This is a genomic window from Acetoanaerobium noterae (assembly GCF_900168025.1).
Taxonomy (GTDB): domain Bacteria; phylum Bacillota; class Clostridia; order Peptostreptococcales; family Filifactoraceae; genus Acetoanaerobium; species Acetoanaerobium noterae.
In genome coordinates this window covers 39,734-59,450 of sequence record NZ_FUYN01000005.1, presented here as the reverse complement: position 1 = coordinate 59,450, position 19,717 = coordinate 39,734, and the positions used below count along the sequence as shown (strand labels likewise).

Genomic DNA, 19,717 nt, shown 5'->3' with positions numbered 1-19,717 from the left:
CCTCTTATAACAATATTTGCTTTAGGGCAGCTGATATTTTTTCAAAATCATCTTCAAATAATGTTCTTACATCTAATATCAGCATATCATTTTGGATTCTAGATATGATATGATATTTCCCTTTTCTCAAATCCTCTTCTAGCTTTGCTACACTTATTTTTAATGGCTTCAAGCATACAGCATAGCTATCTATATATTCATTTGGAAGTGAGCCTCCTCCTACCTGAGCCTTGGTTTCATTAATCGTTACTTCTGCTATACCATTAAAATTAATATCTTCTAATAAAACATTATACAGTCCTTGGGCTTTTAGTTTTAATTCATCTATCGGTTTAGACATCATATCAAGTATAGGGATAGAATTGTATGGCAGTTCAAACTTATCATATTCTAATAAGGTATGGTAAAGAAGAGATATCATAACTTTATCAATTCTAAGCGCTCTTAAAAGTTGGTTTTTCTTAATCTTTTGAATATATTCTCTCTTCCCTACAATAATTCCAGCTTGAGGACCTCCAAGTAGCTTATCTCCACTAAATGAAACTATATCTGCTCCCTGATTAATAGAATCTTGAACTGTTGGCTCATAAGGCATATTCAATTTTCTTAAATCAATCAAAACTCCGCTGCCAATATCCTCCACAACAGGTATATTATATTTCTCACCTATTTCTTTAATCTGTTTGATTTCTAAACTTTGGGTGAAGCCCATTATTTTAAAATTGCTTGTATGTATCTTCATAAGTAGTGCAGTGTCATCAGTTATCGCATTTTCATAATCATAAGCATGAGTTTTATTGGTTGTTCCTACTTCAACTAGTTTACTTCCACTTTGCTCCATAACAGAAGGAACTCTAAATGACCCTCCAATTTCAACAAGCTCTCCTCTTGAAACAATCACTTCTTTATTTTTAGCAAAGGTTGATAGTATAAGCAAAACAGCAGCAGCATTATTATTAACAACAACTGCATCTTCTGCTCCTGTAAGCCTACATAATATATCTCTTAGATAGTCATGTCTAGATCCCCTTTTACCTGTCTCAATATCAAATTCTAGATTGGAATAGTTTTCAATAGTCTCTAGAGCTGCTCTAGTAACGTATCTTGACAAAGGAGCTCTTCCTAAGTTCGTATGCAGTATTACACCAGTTGCATTAATTGTTTTTTGTAATTTTTTATTTTCATATTGCTTTAACTGTTGTTCAAATCTTAATAATATTTTTTCAAGTTCAAGCTCTTCCACCGTTTTTATTCTATCATTAAGTACGTCATCTCTTAGTGCGGATAAAGTGTTCCTTATCAATATAGCTGTTTGATTGTGTCCATTTATATTTATGCTATCTACAGCAATTGAGCTTTGAAGCAATTTATCAATGGAGGGTAAATTTCTCATAAGAATATTTTTATCTATGCTTTTATTCATTGTTCTACTCCAGTACTATATATTTATCTTTCTTACTTGTTACTCTACCTATTAGTTCGCATTTTATTGCTTGAGTTGAATTTAAAATTTTCATATACTCTATAGCTTCACTCTCCGGCAAGCTTACCAAAAGTCCTCCTGATGTCTGAGGATCATATAAAATGTCACATAGAATAGATGACTTGAATTTATCATTTTGATATATAACCTCATGCTCAAAGTATTCTCTATTGTTGTACATTCCAGCTGGAATAATTCCCATTTTCGCATAATCAAAGGCACCATCAATGACTGGAATAGTTTTTGTTTCAATAACAATAGTGGTGTTTGAACCTTTAGCCATTTCCACAATATGTCCTATAAGCCCAAATCCTGTTATATCTGTTACAGCATGCACTTTTAGCTTCTCAAAAGGTATAGCTGCATACATATTTAAGTGACTCATTATTTTAACTACTTCTTCATAATGAGATTTTTCTATAATATCTCCTTTAATAGCCGTATTTAGTATACCACTTCCTAAAGGTTTAGTTAAAACTAGTAGGTCTCCCTCTTTTGCTCCAGCATTCGTAAGTACATTTTTAGGATTTGTCATTCCTGTAACAGAAAGACCATATTTCGGTTCATCATCTTCAACAGAATGACCTCCCACTAAAATAGCTCCAGATTCCGCTACCTTCTCATATCCACCTCTTAAGATTTCACCTAGAATCTCCATATCTAAGCAGTTTGGGAAGCAAACAATGTTCATAGCTAAGATTGGTTTGCCTCCCATAGCATAAATATCTGATAATGAATTTGCTGCAGCTATACTCCCAAAAAGATATGGATCATCAACTACAGGTGTAAAGAAGTCCAGAGTTTGTATTAATGCCTTGTCATTATCTATTTTATAAACAGCTGCATCATCAGAATGCTCATAGCCTACGATTAAATTTTCATGGTATTTTTGTGGAATTTTTTCTAATGCTTTTGCCAAATCCTTTGGCCCTATTTTAGCTGCTCAGCCAGCTGATTTTGTTAATTGAGTTAATTTTACACTTTTCATTGTTCTCTCACTTTCTTAACAATATTCAAACTTATACGTTTATAATATATCATAAACTCCATATAAAATAACACCCCATAAATGGGGTGTCTGGATTTTATATTAATTTTCTAGCTTCTTCAATTGCTTTATCATAATTTGGATGGTCAGTTGCTTCTTTTACATATTCCACATATGTTACTTTATTATTTTTATCTATAACTACTATCCCTCTTGCTAATAGTCTCAGCTCTTCAATAACAAACCCGTAATTTAAACCAAATGATAAATCCTTATAATCTGAATACACTTTGACTTTATCTATGCCTTTTCCTACGCAGAATCTTTTCTGAGCAAATGGTAAATCGACACTTATAGTTATTATTTTTACATCTCCTAATGCTGAAGCTGTTTCATTAAAATGAGTAGTTTGAAATTCGCATACTGAAGTATCTAGAGATGGTACTACACTAATTATTTTTACACTAGCTGGCTCACTACTAAAAACAAATGGATTTAAATCATTGTCTACTACTGTAAAATCTGGAGCATTATCTCCCACTTTTATTTCGTTTCCCAGTAAAGTAATAGGATTGCCTTTCATTGTTACTATATTTTGTCTTTTATTCATTATAATCTTCCCTTCTTTGTTTATATGATTAAATACTTAAATTATCACACTAAATCTTATATACCCAAATAATTAATATTAAACTTATAAAAGTTACATAGATTAACTAAAGTAAAAATTTATAATAAGAATTGAAGTTCTAGTTTATATTTAAGATTAAAAAAGCTACTAATCTATTGTTACCTTATCTTTAATATCAGAAAATTTTTTATCTCCGATTCCAGATACATCATTAAGCTGATCAATTGAAGTAAATTTGCCTAGCTCTTCTCTTTTATCCAATATTCTCTGTCCCAGGACGTCTCCAACACCGGGAAGTGTTTTTAATAGCTCAATATCTGCAGAATTTATATTTACAAGGTTAGACGATGAATTCATCTGGTTTAAATTTGTGGCATTAACTACATTCGTATCTCCTATTGCAGGAATTATATAGTGTCCTTCTTCTTCTAATACTAGAGCTAGGTTTACAGCATTTAAGTCAGCTTTTTCCGTAAGGCCTCCACATATTTCTACTGCATCAATTAATCTTTTACCTTTTTCTAGTTCAACAACTCTTTGATTTAAAACTTCTCCACTTACAAAAACAGTTACCTTGCTGTTTTCCTCTTGCTCATAATTTTCTTTTTCAGCATCATCAGCTATAGATTCATCTTGAATTGTAGAGCTATCAGTATCTCCAATGATGTATTCCTTGCTATTTGCATTAAGGTTTATAACCATAACTGTAAGTAAAGTAAATACTAAAATAATAGTTATTAAAAGATATTTATTTTTATTCTTCATAATAATCTCCCTTTTAATATTCTTAAGTTAAACATTTCTTCATAAAATCAAAAACTCCTTTATTTTTTAATTTTTTTCTCTAGTTCTAGAATCAAATTATCATAGTATGTTATACTAAATTCTAGTAATTGTTATTGGAGGTATTTAATGAAAACTAAATTATGCTTTGTTTATGGAATTATTACTATATTATTTTTCAATTTATTTATTAGCTCTAGCTTCGCATCTCCCATTGAGCCTGATATATCAGCTGAAGCAGCAATATTAATTGAGATAGATAGTGGAGAAATTCTCTACGAAAAAAATGCTAATGCTCCAATGTATCCAGCATCAACTACAAAAATAATGACAGCACTCTTAGCTCTTGAGCATTTAAATTTAGAAGATAAAATTACAGTCCCTGAAGATATGGGTCCAGCAGATGGAAGTGCTATGTATCTGCTCCCTGGTGAAGTATTCACTGTTAGGGAACTCTTAGATGGTTTATTAGTTAAATCAGCAAATGATGCTGCAGTACTTTTAGCTAGAACTATATCAGGTGATATTCAAAGCTTTGCAACTTTAATGAACCAAAGGGCAAAAGATATAGGCTGTACTAATACAAGCTTTGCAAATCCTAATGGTCTTCATGACCCAAGCCATACAATAAGCGCACATGATATGGCTTTAATAGCTAGAGAAGCTATGAAAAATGCTACTTTTAGAGAGCTTGTGTCACAAGTAAATGTAACTCTTGATGAAACGCCTCAAACCCCAGAAAAAAGATATTTTAGAAATACAAACAGGTTTTTATGGTCTACGAGTAAAATTATTTATAATAACGAATACATACCAATAAAATACGAGGTTGTTGACGGTATTAAAACCGGCTATACAGGAGAAGCAGGCAATTGTTTAGTTTCAAGTGGGAAGAAAAATAATATAAGAGTAATTTCTGTAGTGTTTAAAGCTTCTGGATATGATGTTTACAGGGATTCAAGACTTTTACTTGATTATGGCTTTGATAATTTTGAGAAAAAAACTCTTATAAAAAAGGATACTGTGCTTGGGAGTCAGCCTATAAACTACTCATCTCAAGGAAGCTTGGAATATGGTACTAAAGAAGATTTTGTGGTTCCTTATCTTAAATCTAGTTTACCAGTATATAACACTAAAATTATGTTAAATGATTTAAAACTACCTATTTCCAAGGGGGATATTGTTGGAAAACTAGTTATTAGCAATGATAAATCTACAAATGAACTTACTCTTTTTGCCCTTAACAATGTCGAGTCTATATTTAATCTCAACTTTATTAAACAGATATTTACATATAATTCTTCAAGTATACTAAAATATTTAGGTTATTCATTATCCAGCTTATTTGTTCTATTTATTGGATTTAGATATTATGTTTATTGCAAGAGAAAAAAAAGATTAAAAAGAAAATCTTATCGTAAACTATATTAAGGCTTTTAATTTCTGCGTTTTTTTGGTTTAATATATATAAGCACAATATTTAAAAAATTTAACCAATTTTACAAGGAGGTAATTCCAATGGTAAAATTATTAATCGGTGAGGCTGGTAGTGGTAAAACAAAAGCAATGATTCAAATGGCAAATGAATCGGTTGAGTTAGTAAAAGGCGAATTAGTTTATATTGAATCAAGCAGTAAACATATGCATCAACTTCATCGAGATATTCGATTTATCTCCACTCAAGATTTTAATCTTGATACTTTTTCTTCAATTTATGGCTTTATTTGCGGTTTGGTCAGCGAAAATTACGATATTGAAAAAATCTTTATCGATGGCCTTGATAAGATAATTAATCCTTTGTCTGCTGATTTAATATCGTTTATTGACGGTATTGATAAATTATCAGATAAGCATGAGTTTGAAATTATCATTTCAGCTAGCATTTATGACCAAGATGTTTTAGAAAAAGTTCAAAAATATTCTCATAACTATGAAAAAGTAAGTTTATAATTTTAAAAATAAAAACACTTCAAATTCGAAGTGTTTTTATTTTTTTCCCTATTAATTATAAAGGTGAATAAATTTTTTAATTAAATATTTTTGAACATAAGGTACAACCCGTAGCTGTTGCAGCAACTCCTCCAAGAGCAGTTTCTCTAAGTTCTACAGGCATGCTTCTTCCTACTTTATACATAGATTCTACAACCTCATCAAAAGGAATTATACTATCGATACCTGCTAAAGTCATCTCCGCACTAATAAGAGAATTTGTAGCTCCAATAGCATTTCTTTTCTGGCAAGGTGCTTCAACTAAGCCTGCAATTGGGTCGCATATTAATCCCATAATATTCTTGATACATATTGCTGCAGCATCTAGACACTGCTTTGGTGTACCACCCATAAGTTCACAAACTGCGGCAGATGCCATCGCTGCAGCACTTCCTGTTTCAGCTTGGCAACCTCCTTCGGCCCCAGCAACAGTTGCATTCATCGTTACAACCATCCCTATTCCAGCAGCTGTAAATAGAGCTTTTGTCATCTGCTCATCAGTAAAACCATGAGCTTCTTGAATTGCAGTTAAAACTCCAGGTATAATACCACATGAACCAGCTGTTGGAGCTGCTACTATAAGCCCCATCGAAGCATTTACTTCTAAAACTCCCATTGCGTATGCCATAGCTTTTGACGTTGTTAGTCCGCTAATATTTTTATTGTTTTCAATTTGCTTAATAAGTTTTTTTGCTTCTCCACCTATTAATCCACCCATAGATTTTATATCTTCTGTTAAAGATTTGTGAACTGCATTCTTCATAATAATAAATGACTTATGCATTTGAGCAAAGACTTCATCTTCTGTTTTATTATAGTTATTCATTTCAAGCTTAATCATAATATCAGAAATCATCAGATTTTTTTTGCTACATAAATCCAATAATTCTTTTCCATTATTAAATTTCATACAATCTCTCCTCTGTAAAAAAATCCTTAATTATATAGAAATTAAAAAAGTATCAATTATATACTCATGTTCCTTCAATTTAAGCAATATATCTTCAGACACCTTTTCATCTAGTTCGAGCATAGTAAAAGCTTTTTCTCCCAAAGATTCTCTGAACAAGCTCATAAAAGCAATGTTAATATTATTTTCACTTAAAACTTTTGTTATATGAGCAACTACTCCTGGCTTATCAATTTGTTGAACCATTATAGTAGTATATTCTCCAGTAAACTTAACATCTATACCATTTATCTGTCTTACTAATACACTACCTCCTCCAATTGATTCTCCAACCAAACTCATAGAAGAATCCTCACCTAGAATATCAATTCTAACTGTATTTGGATGCATCTCAGGTGTAGTTTCTCCTTCAACGAAGGAATATTTCAAATTATTATTATCCGCTATCTCAAATGAATTTCTAATTCTGTCATCGTCAGTATCAAAACCCATTATTCCACCTAGTAAGGCTCTATCAGTACCATGACCTTTATAAGTCTTTGCAAATGAACCATAAAGAGTAAACTTCACTTCTTTAATTGTTCCTTTAAATATCTTATAGGCAATTAGAGAAATTCTCAATGCTCCAGCTGTATGGGAGCTAGATGGTCCTATCATAATAGGTCCAATAATATCAAATACACTTATTTTTTTCATAAAACACCTCTGAAATATATTTTAATTAATTATTCGACTATATAGCTTCTACTGTAATTTCTTGTGCATCTTTCCATAGTCTTTCCAAATTATAAAACTGTCTATCTTCTGTTTTAAATACGTGTATAATGTAATCTCCATAATCTAAAAGTATCCAGTTCGAGCTAGAAGTTCCTTCTTTAGCTCTTACGAAAATCCCATGCTCTTCAAGTTCCTTCTCAATATTATCTGTTATTGATTTAACTTGTCTTTCATTTGATGCACTTGTAATAATGAAATAATCTGCAAGCGATGAAATATTACCAATTTTTAATATTTTTATATCTTCACCTTGCTTATCATCAATTGCCTTGTAAACTAATTTTATGCTTTCCTCAATATTCATTTAATTCCTCCTCTAAAAATCTTTTCCAATTACAATCAATACATCTGGCTCTATATTTTGATATTTTTCAGCTTGCTGTACTATTTTCCCTTTGCCTAAAATATTTTTGACTGAATTAGCTAATTTTTTATTGTCCTTATAATAAATTATAGTTTCATCATATGAAAATTTATCAGCGTTTCCAGTTTTTGTTATAGTAAAATCTTCAATCTTTAAAAGATCAGATGCACGTGTAGCAACTCCATTTTTACCAGATCCGTTTAAAATAATAATCTGAGCATCTTTTTCATTAACAACAGGTGTTTCTGGTGCTTGATTTGAATTCGTACTTGAATCAGAATTGTTTTCTTCAGTACTATTTTCATCTAGAATTTCTGGATAATTTCCTGACATTAGAAATTCCAAATCACTTTTTAAAGTTTCTTCATCTATTTTATAGTAAGAAATTCCATTAATTGTAGCCGCATCACCTGGCACAACAGATTTTTGAATCTCAGCAGGTTTTATTTTCAAACCTTCTTTCGCTAAATCAAGCATATCTTTTTTACTCATATCAGTATCTACATACATAAACAAAGTTTCTATGTACTGAGGGACTCTAATTATCGATGCAGGTGACATAACTTTTTCTAGTACGGCTTGTATGAACTCTTGCTGAGCATTAATTCTTCCTAAATCTTGGTTCGCATATCCTTTTCTAAAACGTAAATACTCCATAGATTTTTGTCCATCTAATATTTGTCTTCCCTTTTTTAAATCTATTTTAAGTGGTGGTGTGGCATAAGGGTCAGAATATTTCATATTCATAGGAACATCAATCTCAACTCCCCCTATATCATCTATCGTTTTAAATAAGGCTTGGTAGTCCACTCTAACATAGTGATGAATCGGAATCTGAAGCAAATCCTTTGTTGTTTTTAAAGCTAAATCCACGCCTCCATAAGCATGAGCGTGATTTATTTTATCCATACCCTGTCTTCCTCTAATCTTAACCCTGCTGTCTCGCGGAATCGATAAAATAAACGCTGTGCTAGTCTTCGGGTCAATACTTAGTAGCATCATAGTATCTGTTCTTGAAGTATTCGCTTCATACTTACCGTTAAGAGCATCAATTCCCAGCATAAGAATATTTACTCTTTCCTTTTTTACTTTTGTATCCAATTCTTCAGTTTTAACTGCAGCTTCTATAGTTTTATCAACTTCATCTTTTTCGAAATAGAAGTAAAATCCAGCTCCAAATACTAAGGTAAATATCATAAAAAAGCTTATAAAAATCTTTAGAAAATGTTTCACACACAGACTCCTTTCTCATTTAGAATACTTAAAAGATAATTTCTTGCTTCAACTGTCCTAGTATGAACAATTTTATTTTCTTCAATTAGATGTATAATTGTTCCATTAAAGGCAGTATATAAAGCTAAATTATAATCTATATCTACTAAGTTTCTTATTTTATCTACACCAGGATAGTCTCTATTTTTTTCGATATAGTCTGCCAAACAAATTAATTTTTCAAGCTCGCTCATTTTTTTTCTTCCTGTAGTATGGAACTCAATTGCATTTAACACATCATTATCATTAACATTGTAATTGTTTTGAGCTATATGTCTTGCAATTTTACCATGCATTAGCTCTTTATTGCCATACTCAATATCATCAAAGTCTAATTTATTAGCTTTAGAAAATTCAAGCATATTCTTCTTGCTCATCCCTTTAGCATAATCGTGAAATATTGCTGCTAGCCTTGCTCTTTCTTTTGAAACTGAAAATTTTTCAGCTAACTCATCTGCAGAATCGATTACTCCTAATATATGTATGTACCTTTTTTCGCTTACATTCTTTTTTAGCTCTATCATTATATCTTCCATATATCACCTAGCTCTATAAAGATTATGCTTATAAATATATCTCTCTACTTGATTGTCCACCATGTAAGTTATACTTTTATTATTGTATATATTTTGTCTTATTTCAGTAGATGAGATATCAATAACAGGAGTTTCAAAAAAATCTACTTTATCGAGAAAATCTTCAGTCAAATTGATTAAATTTCCAGCACTTTGTGTAGTTCTTGATACAACTACAAATCTTGTATATTCAGGGAGCAGTTCATAATCTTTCCACGTATGGATGGTTTCAATAGTATCATAACCTACTATAAAATATATCTCGCTATCTAAGTAAACAGTTTTAAGTTGTTTTAATGTATCTATGGTATAAGTATTGCCTTTTCTATCTATTTCTATTAATGATGAAAAAAAATAATCATTGCTCGCTATAGCTAGATTAACCATATTATATCTATGAATTGCTTCTGAGACATTTAGCCCATCTTTGTGTGGTGGTTGTCCAGAAGGGATGAATAATACTTTATCCAAATTGTACTTAATTCTAACTTGTTCAGCTATAAATAAATGTCCATTATGAATAGGATCAAAGGTTCCACCCATAATACCTATTTTTTTATTTTTCATCTGATTGCTCCTGTTTCATCAATATAATCTATACTAACTTATATATTATACATTAATTATCTTATTTTACCAACCTTTACTCCTAGAATAAGGAATTCTAATGCAAGCTAGAATAAAAACTACCCTTACGGGTAGTTTAAATGAAGTCAAATATATTTTTCTTAACGAAAACTTTACAGTTTATTTAGGCAACTTGATTTTAGGATTGTTTTTTGACTTCTTATAGAGTGTAAATGTAAAACCTATAGCTTGTACAAACTCAGCATTAATTTCTTGTGCTAATGTATTGGCTGTATCTTTTGTATCCAGTCCAGAATTTTCTAATATTCTTATTTTTAGTATTTCTCTTTTTTCAAGCGCTTCCTCTATAGAAGCCTTGACAGAATCTGTAATGCCTTCTTTTCCAATATGAGACATTACTTCTAAGTTATTTGCCAAAGATTTTAAATACGCTCTTTGTTTTCCTTTTAGCATTTCATCACCTACTCATAATATTCAAACTCTAAATCATAAATTCTTACCGTATCTCCATCCTGAACTCCGATAGAACGAAGCTTATCAAATACTCCAGTTTTTTCCATGATACTTTGGAAATATCTTATAGACTCCATGTCTTCAAAATCTACTGAATATAATAGTTTTTCAAGTCTATTACCTTCTACTATAAAAATGTCATTTTCTTTATAGACTTTAATTTCATCAATATTCTGAGAGATAACCTTTGTTTCATCGTAAATATCTTCTTCATCAAATAAGTCTACTTCCTCTGCATCTTTTAGCATCTGAGAAATAGTATTTAAAATTTCATCTACTCCGCTTAGAGTAGCAGCAGACATGCTGTAAACCTTGTAACCTCTATTTTCTAATTCTGACTTAAAATTATTATATATGTCAATATCATCTAAAATATCCATCTTATTAGCGACAACTATTTGAGGTCTAGATGATAATTTTTCATTATATTTTTTTAATTCTGTATTGATTTTTTCAAAATCATCTAAAGGATCTCTTCCTTCAATTCCTGATATATCAACAATATGAACTAGAACTTTAGTTCTTTCAATATGTCTTAAAAAGTCATGTCCTAAGCCTATCCCTTCGTTTGCACCTTCTATGATTCCAGGTATATCTGCAACCACAAAACTATCGCCATTTTTTAATTTTGTCACTCCTAAATTTGGTGTAAGAGTTGTAAAATGATAGTTGGCTATTTTAGGTTTAGCTTTAGATATTATTGAAAGGAATGTTGATTTACCAACATTAGGAAAACCAATTAACCCTACATCAGCTATAAGTCTAAGCTCTAATATAATGTTCTTTTCCTCTCCATCCTTGCCTGCTTTTGCAAATCCTGGAGCCTGTCTTACTGACGTTTTAAAGTGAGTGTTGCCTTTTCCGCCATATCCACCTTTTGCCGCAACAAACTCATCTCCATCATTTTTCAAATCCGCCATAATAAGACCAGTTTCTTCATCTTTAATAATTGTTCCAACTGGAACTCTTAGATATAAATCTTCTCCATGTTTTCCAAACATATTAGAGCCTTTTCCGTCTTCTCCTGGTTCAGCGACATATTTACTTTTATATCTGTAATCCATTAGAGTACGTAAATTTGAATCTGCAATAATTATTACATTTCCACCTTTACCGCCATCTCCACCTGCTGGTCCACCTGCTGGTACATAGATTTCTCTTCTAAAAGCAACAGCGCCGTTTCCACCATTTCCAGCTTTTATATATAACTTTGCTTTATCTACAAACATTTTCTCACCTTTTTTCTTCTATATACAAAATTAGGAGTGCTTAAAAGCACTCCTATAAGTATCTTATGTGTATACAACAAGGTTCCCTAACCAAGTAAGCAATTTAAAATCACTTAAATTAGTTGGTTTCTTATTCTGCTACAGCAGGATATATGCTGACTTGCTTTCTCTTCTTATCTTTTCTTTCAAACTTTACAACTCCGTCAACTAGAGCGAAAAGTGTATCATCTCCACCCTTTCCAACATTGTTTCCAGGATGTACTTTAGTTCCTCTTTGTCTTACAAGTATAGAACCAGCAGATACTTCTTGACCGTCATATCTTTTAACACCAAGTCTTTTAGATACAGAATCACGACCGTTTTTAGAAGAACCTACCCCTTTTTTACTTGCAAATAACTGGAGATCCATTTTAAACATGAATTACACCTCCTCTTTTCTTATATATATATAATCCGAATAGTTTTCCTTAATATTATCTAGCCCTAATCTTAGCGTATTAGTTAAAACTTGAACTTTCTCAATCATACTAGGCTCTAAATCATCTGGAAGTTTAAAATATAAGTATCCGCTTTCAATTTTATACTCAATGTTTCCATCAAGTATATCTATTAACCCAAGTAGAATCGTTTGAGTTATTCCAGATATTGATGCGCAAACTATATCTTGTCCATATTCTGAAGAGTTAGCATGTCCGCTAATTTCAACACTATTAATATCATTTTTTTTAAACTTTAATACTACTTTCACCATATTAAGCGTTTATAGATTCAATAGTAATTTTAGTATATGGTTGTCTATGACCTTGCTTACGTCTGTAGTCTTTTTTAGCTTTATATTTGAATACAATTATTTTCTTAGCTTTACCTTGAGCTAAAACCTTAGCATTCACTTTATAAGCAGCAGCATCAGAGCCAGTCATCATTTGACCATCTTTAGAAACAGCAACAATTTTGTCTAGAGTTACAACATCTCCTTCAGCAGCGTTTAGCTTCTCTACGAAAAGAGTATCTCCCTCTTTAACCATATATTGTTTTCCACCAGTCTCAACGATTGCGTACATACAGCACCTCCTATTTCCAGTCTCGCCACGTAAGGTTTTTCATAATTGAAAATTAATACCTCAAATGAGCGGCTTCTTACAAATATTTATGATATCATAAGACCATAGAGCTGTCAACGAAAATTAACCTAAAAGTGAGCCTTTAAAGTCAATTTTTTTACGTCTATAAATTCAGCCTCAATAGTTATGTTAAGCTCGTTTTCTATATCATTTAAATATTGTTTTGTCGTTTCATTTAATATATATGGTATCTTAATCTTAAATTGCTTTTGATTTGTGTGCTTAGTAGCGTTGCTAAGCTCTATAAACAACTGGTTAAAATATAGTTCATCGGTTAAAACCTTTCCGAGTCCATCACATAATGGACAAGATTTAGTATATCTCTCATAGATATTTTCTTTATCTCTTTTTCTAATAATCTGCATAATCCCAAGCTCTGTTATTGAAGTTACTGATGATTTTTTCCCATCTTTTTTTAAAAGCTCTGTTACCTTATTAATTAGTTTAATTTTGTTTTGGTTCTCTTTCATATCCATGAAATCAATTAAAATAATTCCCGATAAATCTCTTAGTAGTATTTGTCTTACTGCCTCGTCAGCAGCAATCAAATTTATTTCGAGGGCATTTTTCTCAAATCCGAGCTTATAGTTAGCATTACCACTATTTACATCTATTATATGGCATGCTTCCGTACTCTCTACAAATAGAGATATATTATTATTAACTTCAACTTTCTTTTGAAACAAGTTTCTAATCTGAGAGGTGAGCTTCAAGTAATCAAATAAAAACTCCGTATCGATAAAAGTTGGAGTAATTATCTGAATTTTGGATTTTAGCGAATTTTCAATATGCTTTAAAAGCTGTTTATCGTTACATATTAATTTATCAATACTTTCAGGGTTTGACTTAAAAATGAATTGCTCTATAGGATCATACTGAGTGTATATAAGTTTATTATTTAATCCTAGCTTGGATTGTTTCTCAATTCCATTCCAAATATCGAATAACTTATCAATATCACTTTTGATTTCATTTTCGCTTACATTATAGGCTAAGGTTCTTATCACTATGCCTACAGAAGTTCCTATGCTCTGCTTGAGATAAGCTTTAAGCTCGAGCTTCCAGCTATCATCCTCTATCCTATTTGAAAAATTGATATCCTTTCCATAAGGAAACATGACGCAATATCTTCCCATCAAGCTTAGCTCTCTCGTTAATTTAGGCATTTTATTTTTTATTCCAGGTCGTTTTACTTGAAGCAGTAGCTCGTCTCCTTTTTTCAAACCCACTAGAGAATAATTGTCCTGCAAGTATCCTTCACATATACCTAAATCAACAATAGCTGAATTTAAATTCTGGTTTATTTTTTTTACAGTTGATCTGTATATATTTCCCTCTGTAATGGAGTCTGATGAAGATACAAAATCTACTCTTATAAGCTTTTCATCTGATATGCATGCTAACTTATCAAATGCTTTTCCTTTTTCTATAATAAAATCCATTAAAATATCCTCTACATAATATTAGATTTTTTTCCAGTGTCTTCATCTATATGGTATGTTTCAAGCTTAATTAAATCATATTCAATTCCACTTAAATCTTCTAAAGATTCAACTAGCTCGATAATTTTTTTAGGATTAATGCTTTTAACTGAGCCACTGCAAATATCAACAAAGATACTAAGACCATCAGATTTTCTTTCAAAATCAATAGTTCCAATATATTCTTTTACATTGTATTCTTTTATGTTTCCTTTTTTTGTCTTTTTAGTTAGAAGCATCTCATTTGTATTGTTTATTTTATTTATAGCAGATATAATTTTTAATATTTTGTTTTCATCTTCCTCATCTACTGCGATCTCATACCTGCTATGAGTTATAAATGCCACTAAAGAATCTACTTTATCAGTTAAAATTTTAGCTTCAATAAAATTTATTCCTTCAACTGTTTTTTCGTTTAATTTTTGAATAAGTAAATCTTCTTCTACAGCCTCGTCAAATTCCATGTCTAAATATTCACAATGACTTTGAACTCCTAGCTGCAGCGCTGGAGAAAATGCAGTTTTAGGATGAGGATTAAAACCTTCACTATATGATAATTTAAGGCCAGTCCTTCTTACGATTCTTTCCATCAGCTTTATTATATCTAGGTGAGATATGTAGCTAATATCTCCTAGCTTACTGTATTTTATTCTTACTAGCATTAGCATAACCCCCTTGCAATATCAACATTAATATTACATGCTAAACAACCATTTCTGCAGTCATGGCTAGTTTCAGCTTTTAAAGCCTTTTCATTTTCTCTTATTAGAAACTCTTTTGAAACACCACAATCGATGTGATCCCAAGGCAATATTTCGTCGTATTCTCTTTTTCTTGTAGAGTAGAAATTCATGTCTATATTACATTCATCAAATGCTTCTGTCCATTTATTATAGCTGAAAAATTCATCCCATCCGTCAAATTTACAGCCCTTATTAAATGCCGCTTCAATTACAGCTCCAAGTCTTCTATCTCCTCTTGCAAACACCCCTTCTAGGCTACTAGTTAATGGTGCGTGATAGTTAAAGCTTATGTTTTTTGAAGTTCTAAACTTATCTTTAAGATATCTTTGCTTATCTCTTAACGTTTCTATATCATCTTGAGCCATCCATTGAAACGGTGTAAAAGGTTTAGGTACAAAACAAGCCGAGCTCATAGTAATGGCAGTTCTAGGATGAATTTTCCCATTATTTATAGTTTTATGCACATTAAGCGTATCGTAGCCCATTTTAATTATTCCATCTAAATCTTCATAGGTTTCAGTAGGAAGTCCAATCATATAATACAGTTTTATCCTATTCCACCCGTTCGAAAATGCTTTATGAGCTGTTTCCATCAAATCTTCATTGGTTACACCTTTATTAATTACATCCCTAAGCCTTTGTGTTCCAGCTTCAGGTGCAAATGTTAGTCCAGATTTCTTTACTTTTTGGACCTTTTCAGCCATCTCCACAGAAAAATTATCTAGTCTTAGTGAAGGCAATGAAATACTAGTCATATTTGAAGAATGCTTCTCATTCAATTCATCTAGAAGTTCTCCTAACTTAGAATAATCACTACTGCTAAGTGATGATAAAGACATTTCTTCATATCCTGTAGCTTTAAATATTTTGTCAGCAAGTTCAAGTAGCTTTTCTATACTTTTCTCTCTAATAGGTCTATAAATCATACCTGCTTGACAGAATCTACATCCCCTTGTACACCCTCTGAATATTTCAAGCATTATTCTTCCATGTACAATCTCAATATTTGGTACTAATAAATTTTCAGGATAAAATGCACTGTCCATATCCTTAATGATACGCTTTTTTATTTTTGACGGAATGTCATCATGTAAAGGGCTTACAGTTTTAATAGTATTATCATCATTATATGAAACAGTATAAAATGCTGGTACATATACCCCTTCTATACTTTTAGCTGCTTCCAAAAGAAATTCTTTTTTAGAGTAATTTGCCTTCTTATGTTTTTTATAAAGCTCCATAATTTCTTGCATTATTTCTTCGCCTTCACCAAGAAGAATCATGTCAGCAAAATCAGCAAGAGGTTCTGGATTATATGCGCATGGCCCCCCCATCATAACGATTGGATGGTTTTCGTCTCTGTCAGAAGAGCGAAGAGGAATTTTGCCTAGCTGCATAATATTTAGTATATTTGTATACGAAAGCTCATACTGAAGAGTAAATCCTATGAAATCAAATTCATGAAGTGGAGTTCTTGACTCTAAAGAAAACAAAGGTAAATTATTAGCTCTAAGCCTTTCTTCCATATCAGTAGCTACTGAAAATACACGTTCACACCAAACTCCATCTATGTTATTTAATACACCATAAAGAATATGCATTCCTAAATGGCTCATCCCTATTTCATATAAATCCGGAAATGCAAAAACATACCTTACATCTATATCATCAGTGTTTTTCATTACACTATTTAGTTCTTTTCCTATATATCTTCCTGGTTTTTCAACCTTATCAAATAATCTTCTATAATTTATAGACATTTTTCCCTCCTAAATTCAAGAAATATAATTTAACTACAGCTTTTCATTATACCTTAACTTTATAAAAACTGTCTATAGACTAAATATCTAGTAAGATAGTAAAAACCGATATACCCAAAGATATATCGGCTTAATATTAAAGAGTTAGCTATTAATTCTATCATTTAAGGTCTTTACTGCAAAAGTAGCTACATCATCAGCAAATCTTCCAGGTCCAAAACCTGCATCATAACCCAATTCCTTTGCTATTTCATTATTTATTCTAGGCCCTCCGCAAAGAAGTACAAATCTGTCTCTAAGTCCTTCTGCTTCTAATAGTTCAATTAAATGTGTCATATTTTGAATATGTACATTCTTTTGAGTTACTGTTTGTGAAACCAAAAGTACATCGGCTTCAAGTTCAACTGCTTTCTTTATGAAGTCTTCATTGGCAACTTGGCTTCCTAGATTATATGCATCTATCATTTCATATCTTTCAAGCCCGTAATGTCCTGCGTAGCCCTTCATATTCATTATCGCATCTATTCCTACTGTATGCGCATCTGTTCCTGTACTTGCACCTACAACAACAATTTTTCTTCCTATGTTTTCTTTTATATATTCATCTGTTTCTTCCATAGATAGTATTTCAGAGTTTACAGCTTCAACATGGATTTCATTGTAATTTACAGACTGAACAAAATTTCCATAAACCACAAAGAAAGTGAACTCCTCATCTAAAGACTGTTGCATTACTACGCTTGGCTCCTCAAGTCCCATCTTTAATGCAACTTGCTTTGCCGCTTCTGCCGAACGTTCATTATTTTTTAATGGTAAAGTAAAGCTAATCTGCACCTTTCCATCATTCATAGTATCTCCATAAGGCTTAACTCTTTCTAAATCCAAAACCTTATCGAATTCCTTTTTTTCCATAGAATATAAACCTGAGCTCATTTCAATTTCCTCCCATACAATGAATTACTTATTAAGCATCAATTCTACAAATGGGTTGTAATAATTCTCATCCTTGCTAACTACCCCATTTAAACCTTTTCCACCGTCTTTAGGTCTCTTAACTCCACCAAAAATACCTTTTTCTAATGTATCAAACAAGCCAAGTTGCTCTATTTCCTCTAGCAGTTCATTTGCTTTTTCTAAAACAAATCCAGCTCTTTTTTGTATTAATCCATCTTCTTTAAACTGAATTTCTTCAGATATAGATTCCATATTATTGAATATATATTGAGCATTTTCAATTGAAAGAGCTCTATCTGACATAAATGGTGTATGAAGAGCCTCTGTAAGCATTCCAAGAAGATGAATTCTCTGGTTAGTCATTATTGTTACCATATTAAATAAGGCATCTTGAATATGTCCTTTAAATATATTTCCTGTCATAAATTTTGTAGGAGGCATATATTTTAAAGGAGCTTTTGGGAAAATTTCTCTTGCCATTTGAGCTTGAGATAATTCGTAAAGGAATCCATTTTTTAGTTCAGGATCCATTTCAAAAGCATGCCCAAGTCCCATTTGTTCTTCTGGAAGCCCAGCTAGTAAAGCAAATTGCTCATTAATAAACTGAGAAGCTAGTACTGTATGAGCTTCTTCAAAAGCATCTGCTGTTGTTAAGTAGTTATCTTCTCCCGTATTGATTATTACTCCTGCAAATCCGTTTATAATTCTTGAGAAATTTTGGTCTATCATAGTTCTTTGCATATTAATATCTCTAAATAATATGCCATATAATGCATCATTAAGCATTACGTCTAGTCTTTCAATTGCTCCCATAGCAGCAATTTCAGGCATACATAAACCAGAACAGTAATTACAAAGTCTAATGTATTTTCCAACCTCAGCTCCAACCTTATCAAGAGCCTCTCTCATTAGTCTAAAGTTTTCTTGAGTTGCATAAGTCCCGCCAAAGCCTTCTGTTGTTGCTCCATAAGGAACATAATCAAGCAGAGATTGTCCAGTAGTTCTTATAACTGCTATAACATCAGCTCCTTGCTTTGCAGCAGCAACAGCTTGAGTTATATCTTCATATATATTACCAGTTGCAACAATTACATATAATAATGGTCCTGATTTATCTCCATATTCTTCAAAACGTGATTCTCTTATACTTCTGTTATTTTTTATTTTCTCAACAGTTTCTTTTGCCATAGAAAGAGCTTTAGTTTTAACTTCAAATAAATCCTTCATTGGAAGTTTTGTTAAATCAAGTTCTCCAGCTGATATTGCTTGTGCTATTTCTTGAGGTGTCTTTCCAGTATTTAGTACAGCATTTGCTATATACATTGCTGCCCCAAGATTTAATCCATTGTTTTCTTTTATATGATCTACTACTATATTAGGAAGTGGTACCTCATCAGTATCCACTCCATCTATTCCAAGCAAACGGCAAACTGCTCGTTCAACTGTAACTGTAGTATGTTTTTCAATAAACTCCTGTGTATCAATTGCAATTGCTTTTGCCTTTGCTCTTGCTTTTTCTACAAGATTAAAATCCAAATTTAATTTACTTTCCACAG

Annotated in this window: 22 protein-coding genes; 2 read left to right on the top strand and 20 right to left on the bottom strand. The window is 31.6% G+C overall.

The genetic code is table 11. The annotated features are described in order from the left end of the window. Positions 1-4 precede the first annotated feature (4 nt). The 4 genes from selA to B5X47_RS09960 all read right to left on the bottom strand — a co-directional run bounded on the left by selA (position 5) and on the right by B5X47_RS09960 (position 3,867). On the bottom strand, positions 5-1,423 hold the full coding sequence (gene selA / locus B5X47_RS09975; RefSeq protein ID WP_079590010.1) for an L-seryl-tRNA(Sec) selenium transferase: 1,419 nt from the start codon (positions 1,421-1,423) through the stop codon (positions 5-7). Positions 1,424-1,427: 4 nt separating this feature from the next. Further along, entirely contained in the window at positions 1,428-2,471 is a 1,044-nt protein-coding gene (gene selD / locus B5X47_RS09970; RefSeq protein WP_079590009.1) for a selenide, water dikinase SelD, read from the bottom strand. A gap of 97 nt (positions 2,472-2,568) precedes the next feature. After that, positions 2,569-3,081 (bottom strand): thiol peroxidase, encoded by a 513-nt coding sequence (gene tpx / locus B5X47_RS09965; RefSeq protein WP_079590008.1) that lies wholly within the window; start codon positions 3,079-3,081, stop codon positions 2,569-2,571. A gap of 168 nt (positions 3,082-3,249) precedes the next feature. Then, positions 3,250-3,867 (bottom strand): helix-hairpin-helix domain-containing protein, encoded by a 618-nt coding sequence (locus tag B5X47_RS09960; RefSeq protein WP_079590007.1) that lies wholly within the window; start codon positions 3,865-3,867, stop codon positions 3,250-3,252. A 147-nt stretch (positions 3,868-4,014) separates the two neighbouring features. Between B5X47_RS09960 and B5X47_RS09955 the strand changes: the two genes are divergently transcribed. Together B5X47_RS09955 and B5X47_RS09950 are read left to right on the top strand one after the other, a co-directional pair. Then, positions 4,015-5,316: a D-alanyl-D-alanine carboxypeptidase family protein gene (locus B5X47_RS09955; protein WP_079590006.1), complete on the top strand. Its 1,302-nt coding sequence runs from the start codon at positions 4,015-4,017 to the stop codon at positions 5,314-5,316. Positions 5,317-5,403: 87 nt separating this feature from the next. Continuing rightward, positions 5,404-5,835, top strand: a complete 432-nt coding sequence (locus B5X47_RS09950) for a hypothetical protein (RefSeq protein WP_079590005.1) — start codon at positions 5,404-5,406, stop codon at positions 5,833-5,835. A gap of 76 nt (positions 5,836-5,911) precedes the next feature. Here B5X47_RS09950 and sdaAA read toward each other — a convergent pair whose 3' ends face one another. The 16 genes from sdaAA to kamD form a co-directional block, all read right to left on the bottom strand. Next, on the bottom strand, positions 5,912-6,784 hold the full coding sequence (gene sdaAA, locus B5X47_RS09945; protein ID WP_079590004.1) for an L-serine ammonia-lyase, iron-sulfur-dependent, subunit alpha: 873 nt from the start codon (positions 6,782-6,784) through the stop codon (positions 5,912-5,914). Between the two features lie 30 nt (positions 6,785-6,814). Next, positions 6,815-7,480, bottom strand: a complete 666-nt coding sequence (sdaAB, locus tag B5X47_RS09940) for an L-serine ammonia-lyase, iron-sulfur-dependent subunit beta (RefSeq protein ID WP_079590003.1) — start codon at positions 7,478-7,480, stop codon at positions 6,815-6,817. Positions 7,481-7,517: 37 nt separating this feature from the next. Continuing rightward, positions 7,518-7,865, bottom strand: a complete 348-nt coding sequence (gene rsfS / locus B5X47_RS09935; RefSeq protein WP_079590002.1) for a ribosome silencing factor — start codon at positions 7,863-7,865, stop codon at positions 7,518-7,520. A gap of 12 nt (positions 7,866-7,877) precedes the next feature. Continuing rightward, positions 7,878-9,158, bottom strand: a complete 1,281-nt coding sequence (locus B5X47_RS09930; protein ID WP_079590001.1) for an LCP family protein — start codon at positions 9,156-9,158, stop codon at positions 7,878-7,880. After that, complete coding sequence (gene yqeK, locus B5X47_RS09925; RefSeq protein WP_079590000.1) at positions 9,155-9,733, bottom strand: bis(5'-nucleosyl)-tetraphosphatase (symmetrical) YqeK; 579 nt, start codon at positions 9,731-9,733, stop codon at positions 9,155-9,157. The genes B5X47_RS09930 and yqeK overlap by 4 nt, the downstream gene beginning before the upstream one ends. A gap of 3 nt (positions 9,734-9,736) precedes the next feature. Next, positions 9,737-10,339, bottom strand: coding sequence for a nicotinate-nucleotide adenylyltransferase (gene nadD / locus B5X47_RS09920; RefSeq protein ID WP_013361582.1), 603 nt, complete (start codon positions 10,337-10,339; stop codon positions 9,737-9,739). A 180-nt stretch (positions 10,340-10,519) separates the two neighbouring features. After that, positions 10,520-10,813 carry a ribosome assembly RNA-binding protein YhbY gene (gene yhbY / locus B5X47_RS09915; RefSeq protein ID WP_013361583.1) on the bottom strand — a complete coding sequence of 98 codons (294 nt, stop codon included), beginning with the start codon at positions 10,811-10,813 and terminating at the stop codon, positions 10,520-10,522. Between the two features lie 8 nt (positions 10,814-10,821). After that, the gene (gene obgE, locus B5X47_RS09910; protein WP_079589999.1) at positions 10,822-12,102 is read right to left on the bottom strand and encodes a GTPase ObgE; all 1,281 of its coding nucleotides are present in this window, start codon (positions 12,100-12,102) and stop codon (positions 10,822-10,824) included. Positions 12,103-12,232: 130 nt separating this feature from the next. Next, a complete protein-coding gene (rpmA, locus tag B5X47_RS09905) occupies positions 12,233-12,520 on the bottom strand; it encodes a 50S ribosomal protein L27 (RefSeq protein WP_013361585.1) in 288 nt (95 codons plus the stop codon). A 3-nt stretch (positions 12,521-12,523) separates the two neighbouring features. Then, a complete protein-coding gene (locus tag B5X47_RS09900; protein ID WP_079589997.1) occupies positions 12,524-12,853 on the bottom strand; it encodes a ribosomal-processing cysteine protease Prp in 330 nt (109 codons plus the stop codon). 1 nt (position 12,854) lies between these two features. Beyond that, entirely contained in the window at positions 12,855-13,163 is a 309-nt protein-coding gene (gene rplU / locus B5X47_RS09895; protein WP_013361587.1) for a 50S ribosomal protein L21, read from the bottom strand. A 128-nt stretch (positions 13,164-13,291) separates the two neighbouring features. Further along, the gene (locus B5X47_RS09890; RefSeq protein WP_079589996.1) at positions 13,292-14,665 is read right to left on the bottom strand and encodes a ribonuclease E/G; all 1,374 of its coding nucleotides are present in this window, start codon (positions 14,663-14,665) and stop codon (positions 13,292-13,294) included. An 11-nt stretch (positions 14,666-14,676) separates the two neighbouring features. Beyond that, positions 14,677-15,366, bottom strand: a complete 690-nt coding sequence (locus tag B5X47_RS09885; RefSeq protein ID WP_159446456.1) for a TIGR03936 family radical SAM-associated protein — start codon at positions 15,364-15,366, stop codon at positions 14,677-14,679. Further along, complete coding sequence (locus B5X47_RS09880) at positions 15,366-17,207, bottom strand: TIGR03960 family B12-binding radical SAM protein (protein ID WP_079589994.1); 1,842 nt, start codon at positions 17,205-17,207, stop codon at positions 15,366-15,368. The genes B5X47_RS09885 and B5X47_RS09880 overlap by 1 nt, the downstream gene beginning before the upstream one ends. Positions 17,208-17,351: 144 nt before the next feature. Continuing rightward, complete coding sequence (gene kamE / locus B5X47_RS09875) at positions 17,352-18,140, bottom strand: lysine 5,6-aminomutase subunit beta (protein ID WP_079589993.1); 789 nt, start codon at positions 18,138-18,140, stop codon at positions 17,352-17,354. A 24-nt stretch (positions 18,141-18,164) separates the two neighbouring features. Continuing rightward, entirely contained in the window at positions 18,165-19,715 is a 1,551-nt protein-coding gene (kamD, locus tag B5X47_RS09870) for a lysine 5,6-aminomutase subunit alpha (RefSeq protein ID WP_041487138.1), read from the bottom strand. Positions 19,716-19,717: the final 2 nt, after the last annotated feature.

Bases quoted from the DNA above. Each gene is read 5' to 3' on its own strand.
- selA (WP_079590010.1), bottom strand. From the start codon at position 1,423: ATGAATAAAAGCATAGATAAAAATATTCTTATGAGAAATTTACCCTCC.
- tpx (WP_079590008.1), bottom strand. From the start codon at position 3,081: ATGAATAAAAGACAAAATATAGTAACAATGAAAGGCAATCCTATTACT.
- B5X47_RS09960 (WP_079590007.1), bottom strand. From the start codon at position 3,867: ATGAAGAATAAAAATAAATATCTTTTAATAACTATTATTTTAGTATTT.
- B5X47_RS09955 (WP_079590006.1), top strand. From the start codon at position 4,015: ATGAAAACTAAATTATGCTTTGTTTATGGAATTATTACTATATTATTT.
- B5X47_RS09950 (WP_079590005.1), top strand. From the start codon at position 5,404: ATGGTAAAATTATTAATCGGTGAGGCTGGTAGTGGTAAAACAAAAGCA.
- sdaAA (WP_079590004.1), bottom strand. From the start codon at position 6,784: ATGAAATTTAATAATGGAAAAGAATTATTGGATTTATGTAGCAAAAAA.
- sdaAB (WP_079590003.1), bottom strand. From the start codon at position 7,480: ATGAAAAAAATAAGTGTATTTGATATTATTGGACCTATTATGATAGGA.
- rsfS (WP_079590002.1), bottom strand. From the start codon at position 7,865: ATGAATATTGAGGAAAGCATAAAATTAGTTTACAAGGCAATTGATGAT.
- yqeK (WP_079590000.1), bottom strand. From the start codon at position 9,733: ATGGAAGATATAATGATAGAGCTAAAAAAGAATGTAAGCGAAAAAAGG.
- nadD (WP_013361582.1), bottom strand. From the start codon at position 10,339: ATGAAAAATAAAAAAATAGGTATTATGGGTGGAACCTTTGATCCTATT.
- yhbY (WP_013361583.1), bottom strand. From the start codon at position 10,813: ATGCTAAAAGGAAAACAAAGAGCGTATTTAAAATCTTTGGCAAATAAC.
- obgE (WP_079589999.1), bottom strand. From the start codon at position 12,102: ATGTTTGTAGATAAAGCAAAGTTATATATAAAAGCTGGAAATGGTGGA.
- rpmA (WP_013361585.1), bottom strand. From the start codon at position 12,520: ATGTTTAAAATGGATCTCCAGTTATTTGCAAGTAAAAAAGGGGTAGGT.
- B5X47_RS09900 (WP_079589997.1), bottom strand. From the start codon at position 12,853: ATGGTGAAAGTAGTATTAAAGTTTAAAAAAAATGATATTAATAGTGTT.
- rplU (WP_013361587.1), bottom strand. From the start codon at position 13,163: ATGTACGCAATCGTTGAGACTGGTGGAAAACAATATATGGTTAAAGAG.
- B5X47_RS09890 (WP_079589996.1), bottom strand. From the start codon at position 14,665: ATGGATTTTATTATAGAAAAAGGAAAAGCATTTGATAAGTTAGCATGC.
- B5X47_RS09885 (WP_159446456.1), bottom strand. From the start codon at position 15,366: ATGCTAGTAAGAATAAAATACAGTAAGCTAGGAGATATTAGCTACATA.
- B5X47_RS09880 (WP_079589994.1), bottom strand. From the start codon at position 17,207: ATGTCTATAAATTATAGAAGATTATTTGATAAGGTTGAAAAACCAGGA.
- kamE (WP_079589993.1), bottom strand. From the start codon at position 18,140: ATGAGCTCAGGTTTATATTCTATGGAAAAAAAGGAATTCGATAAGGTT.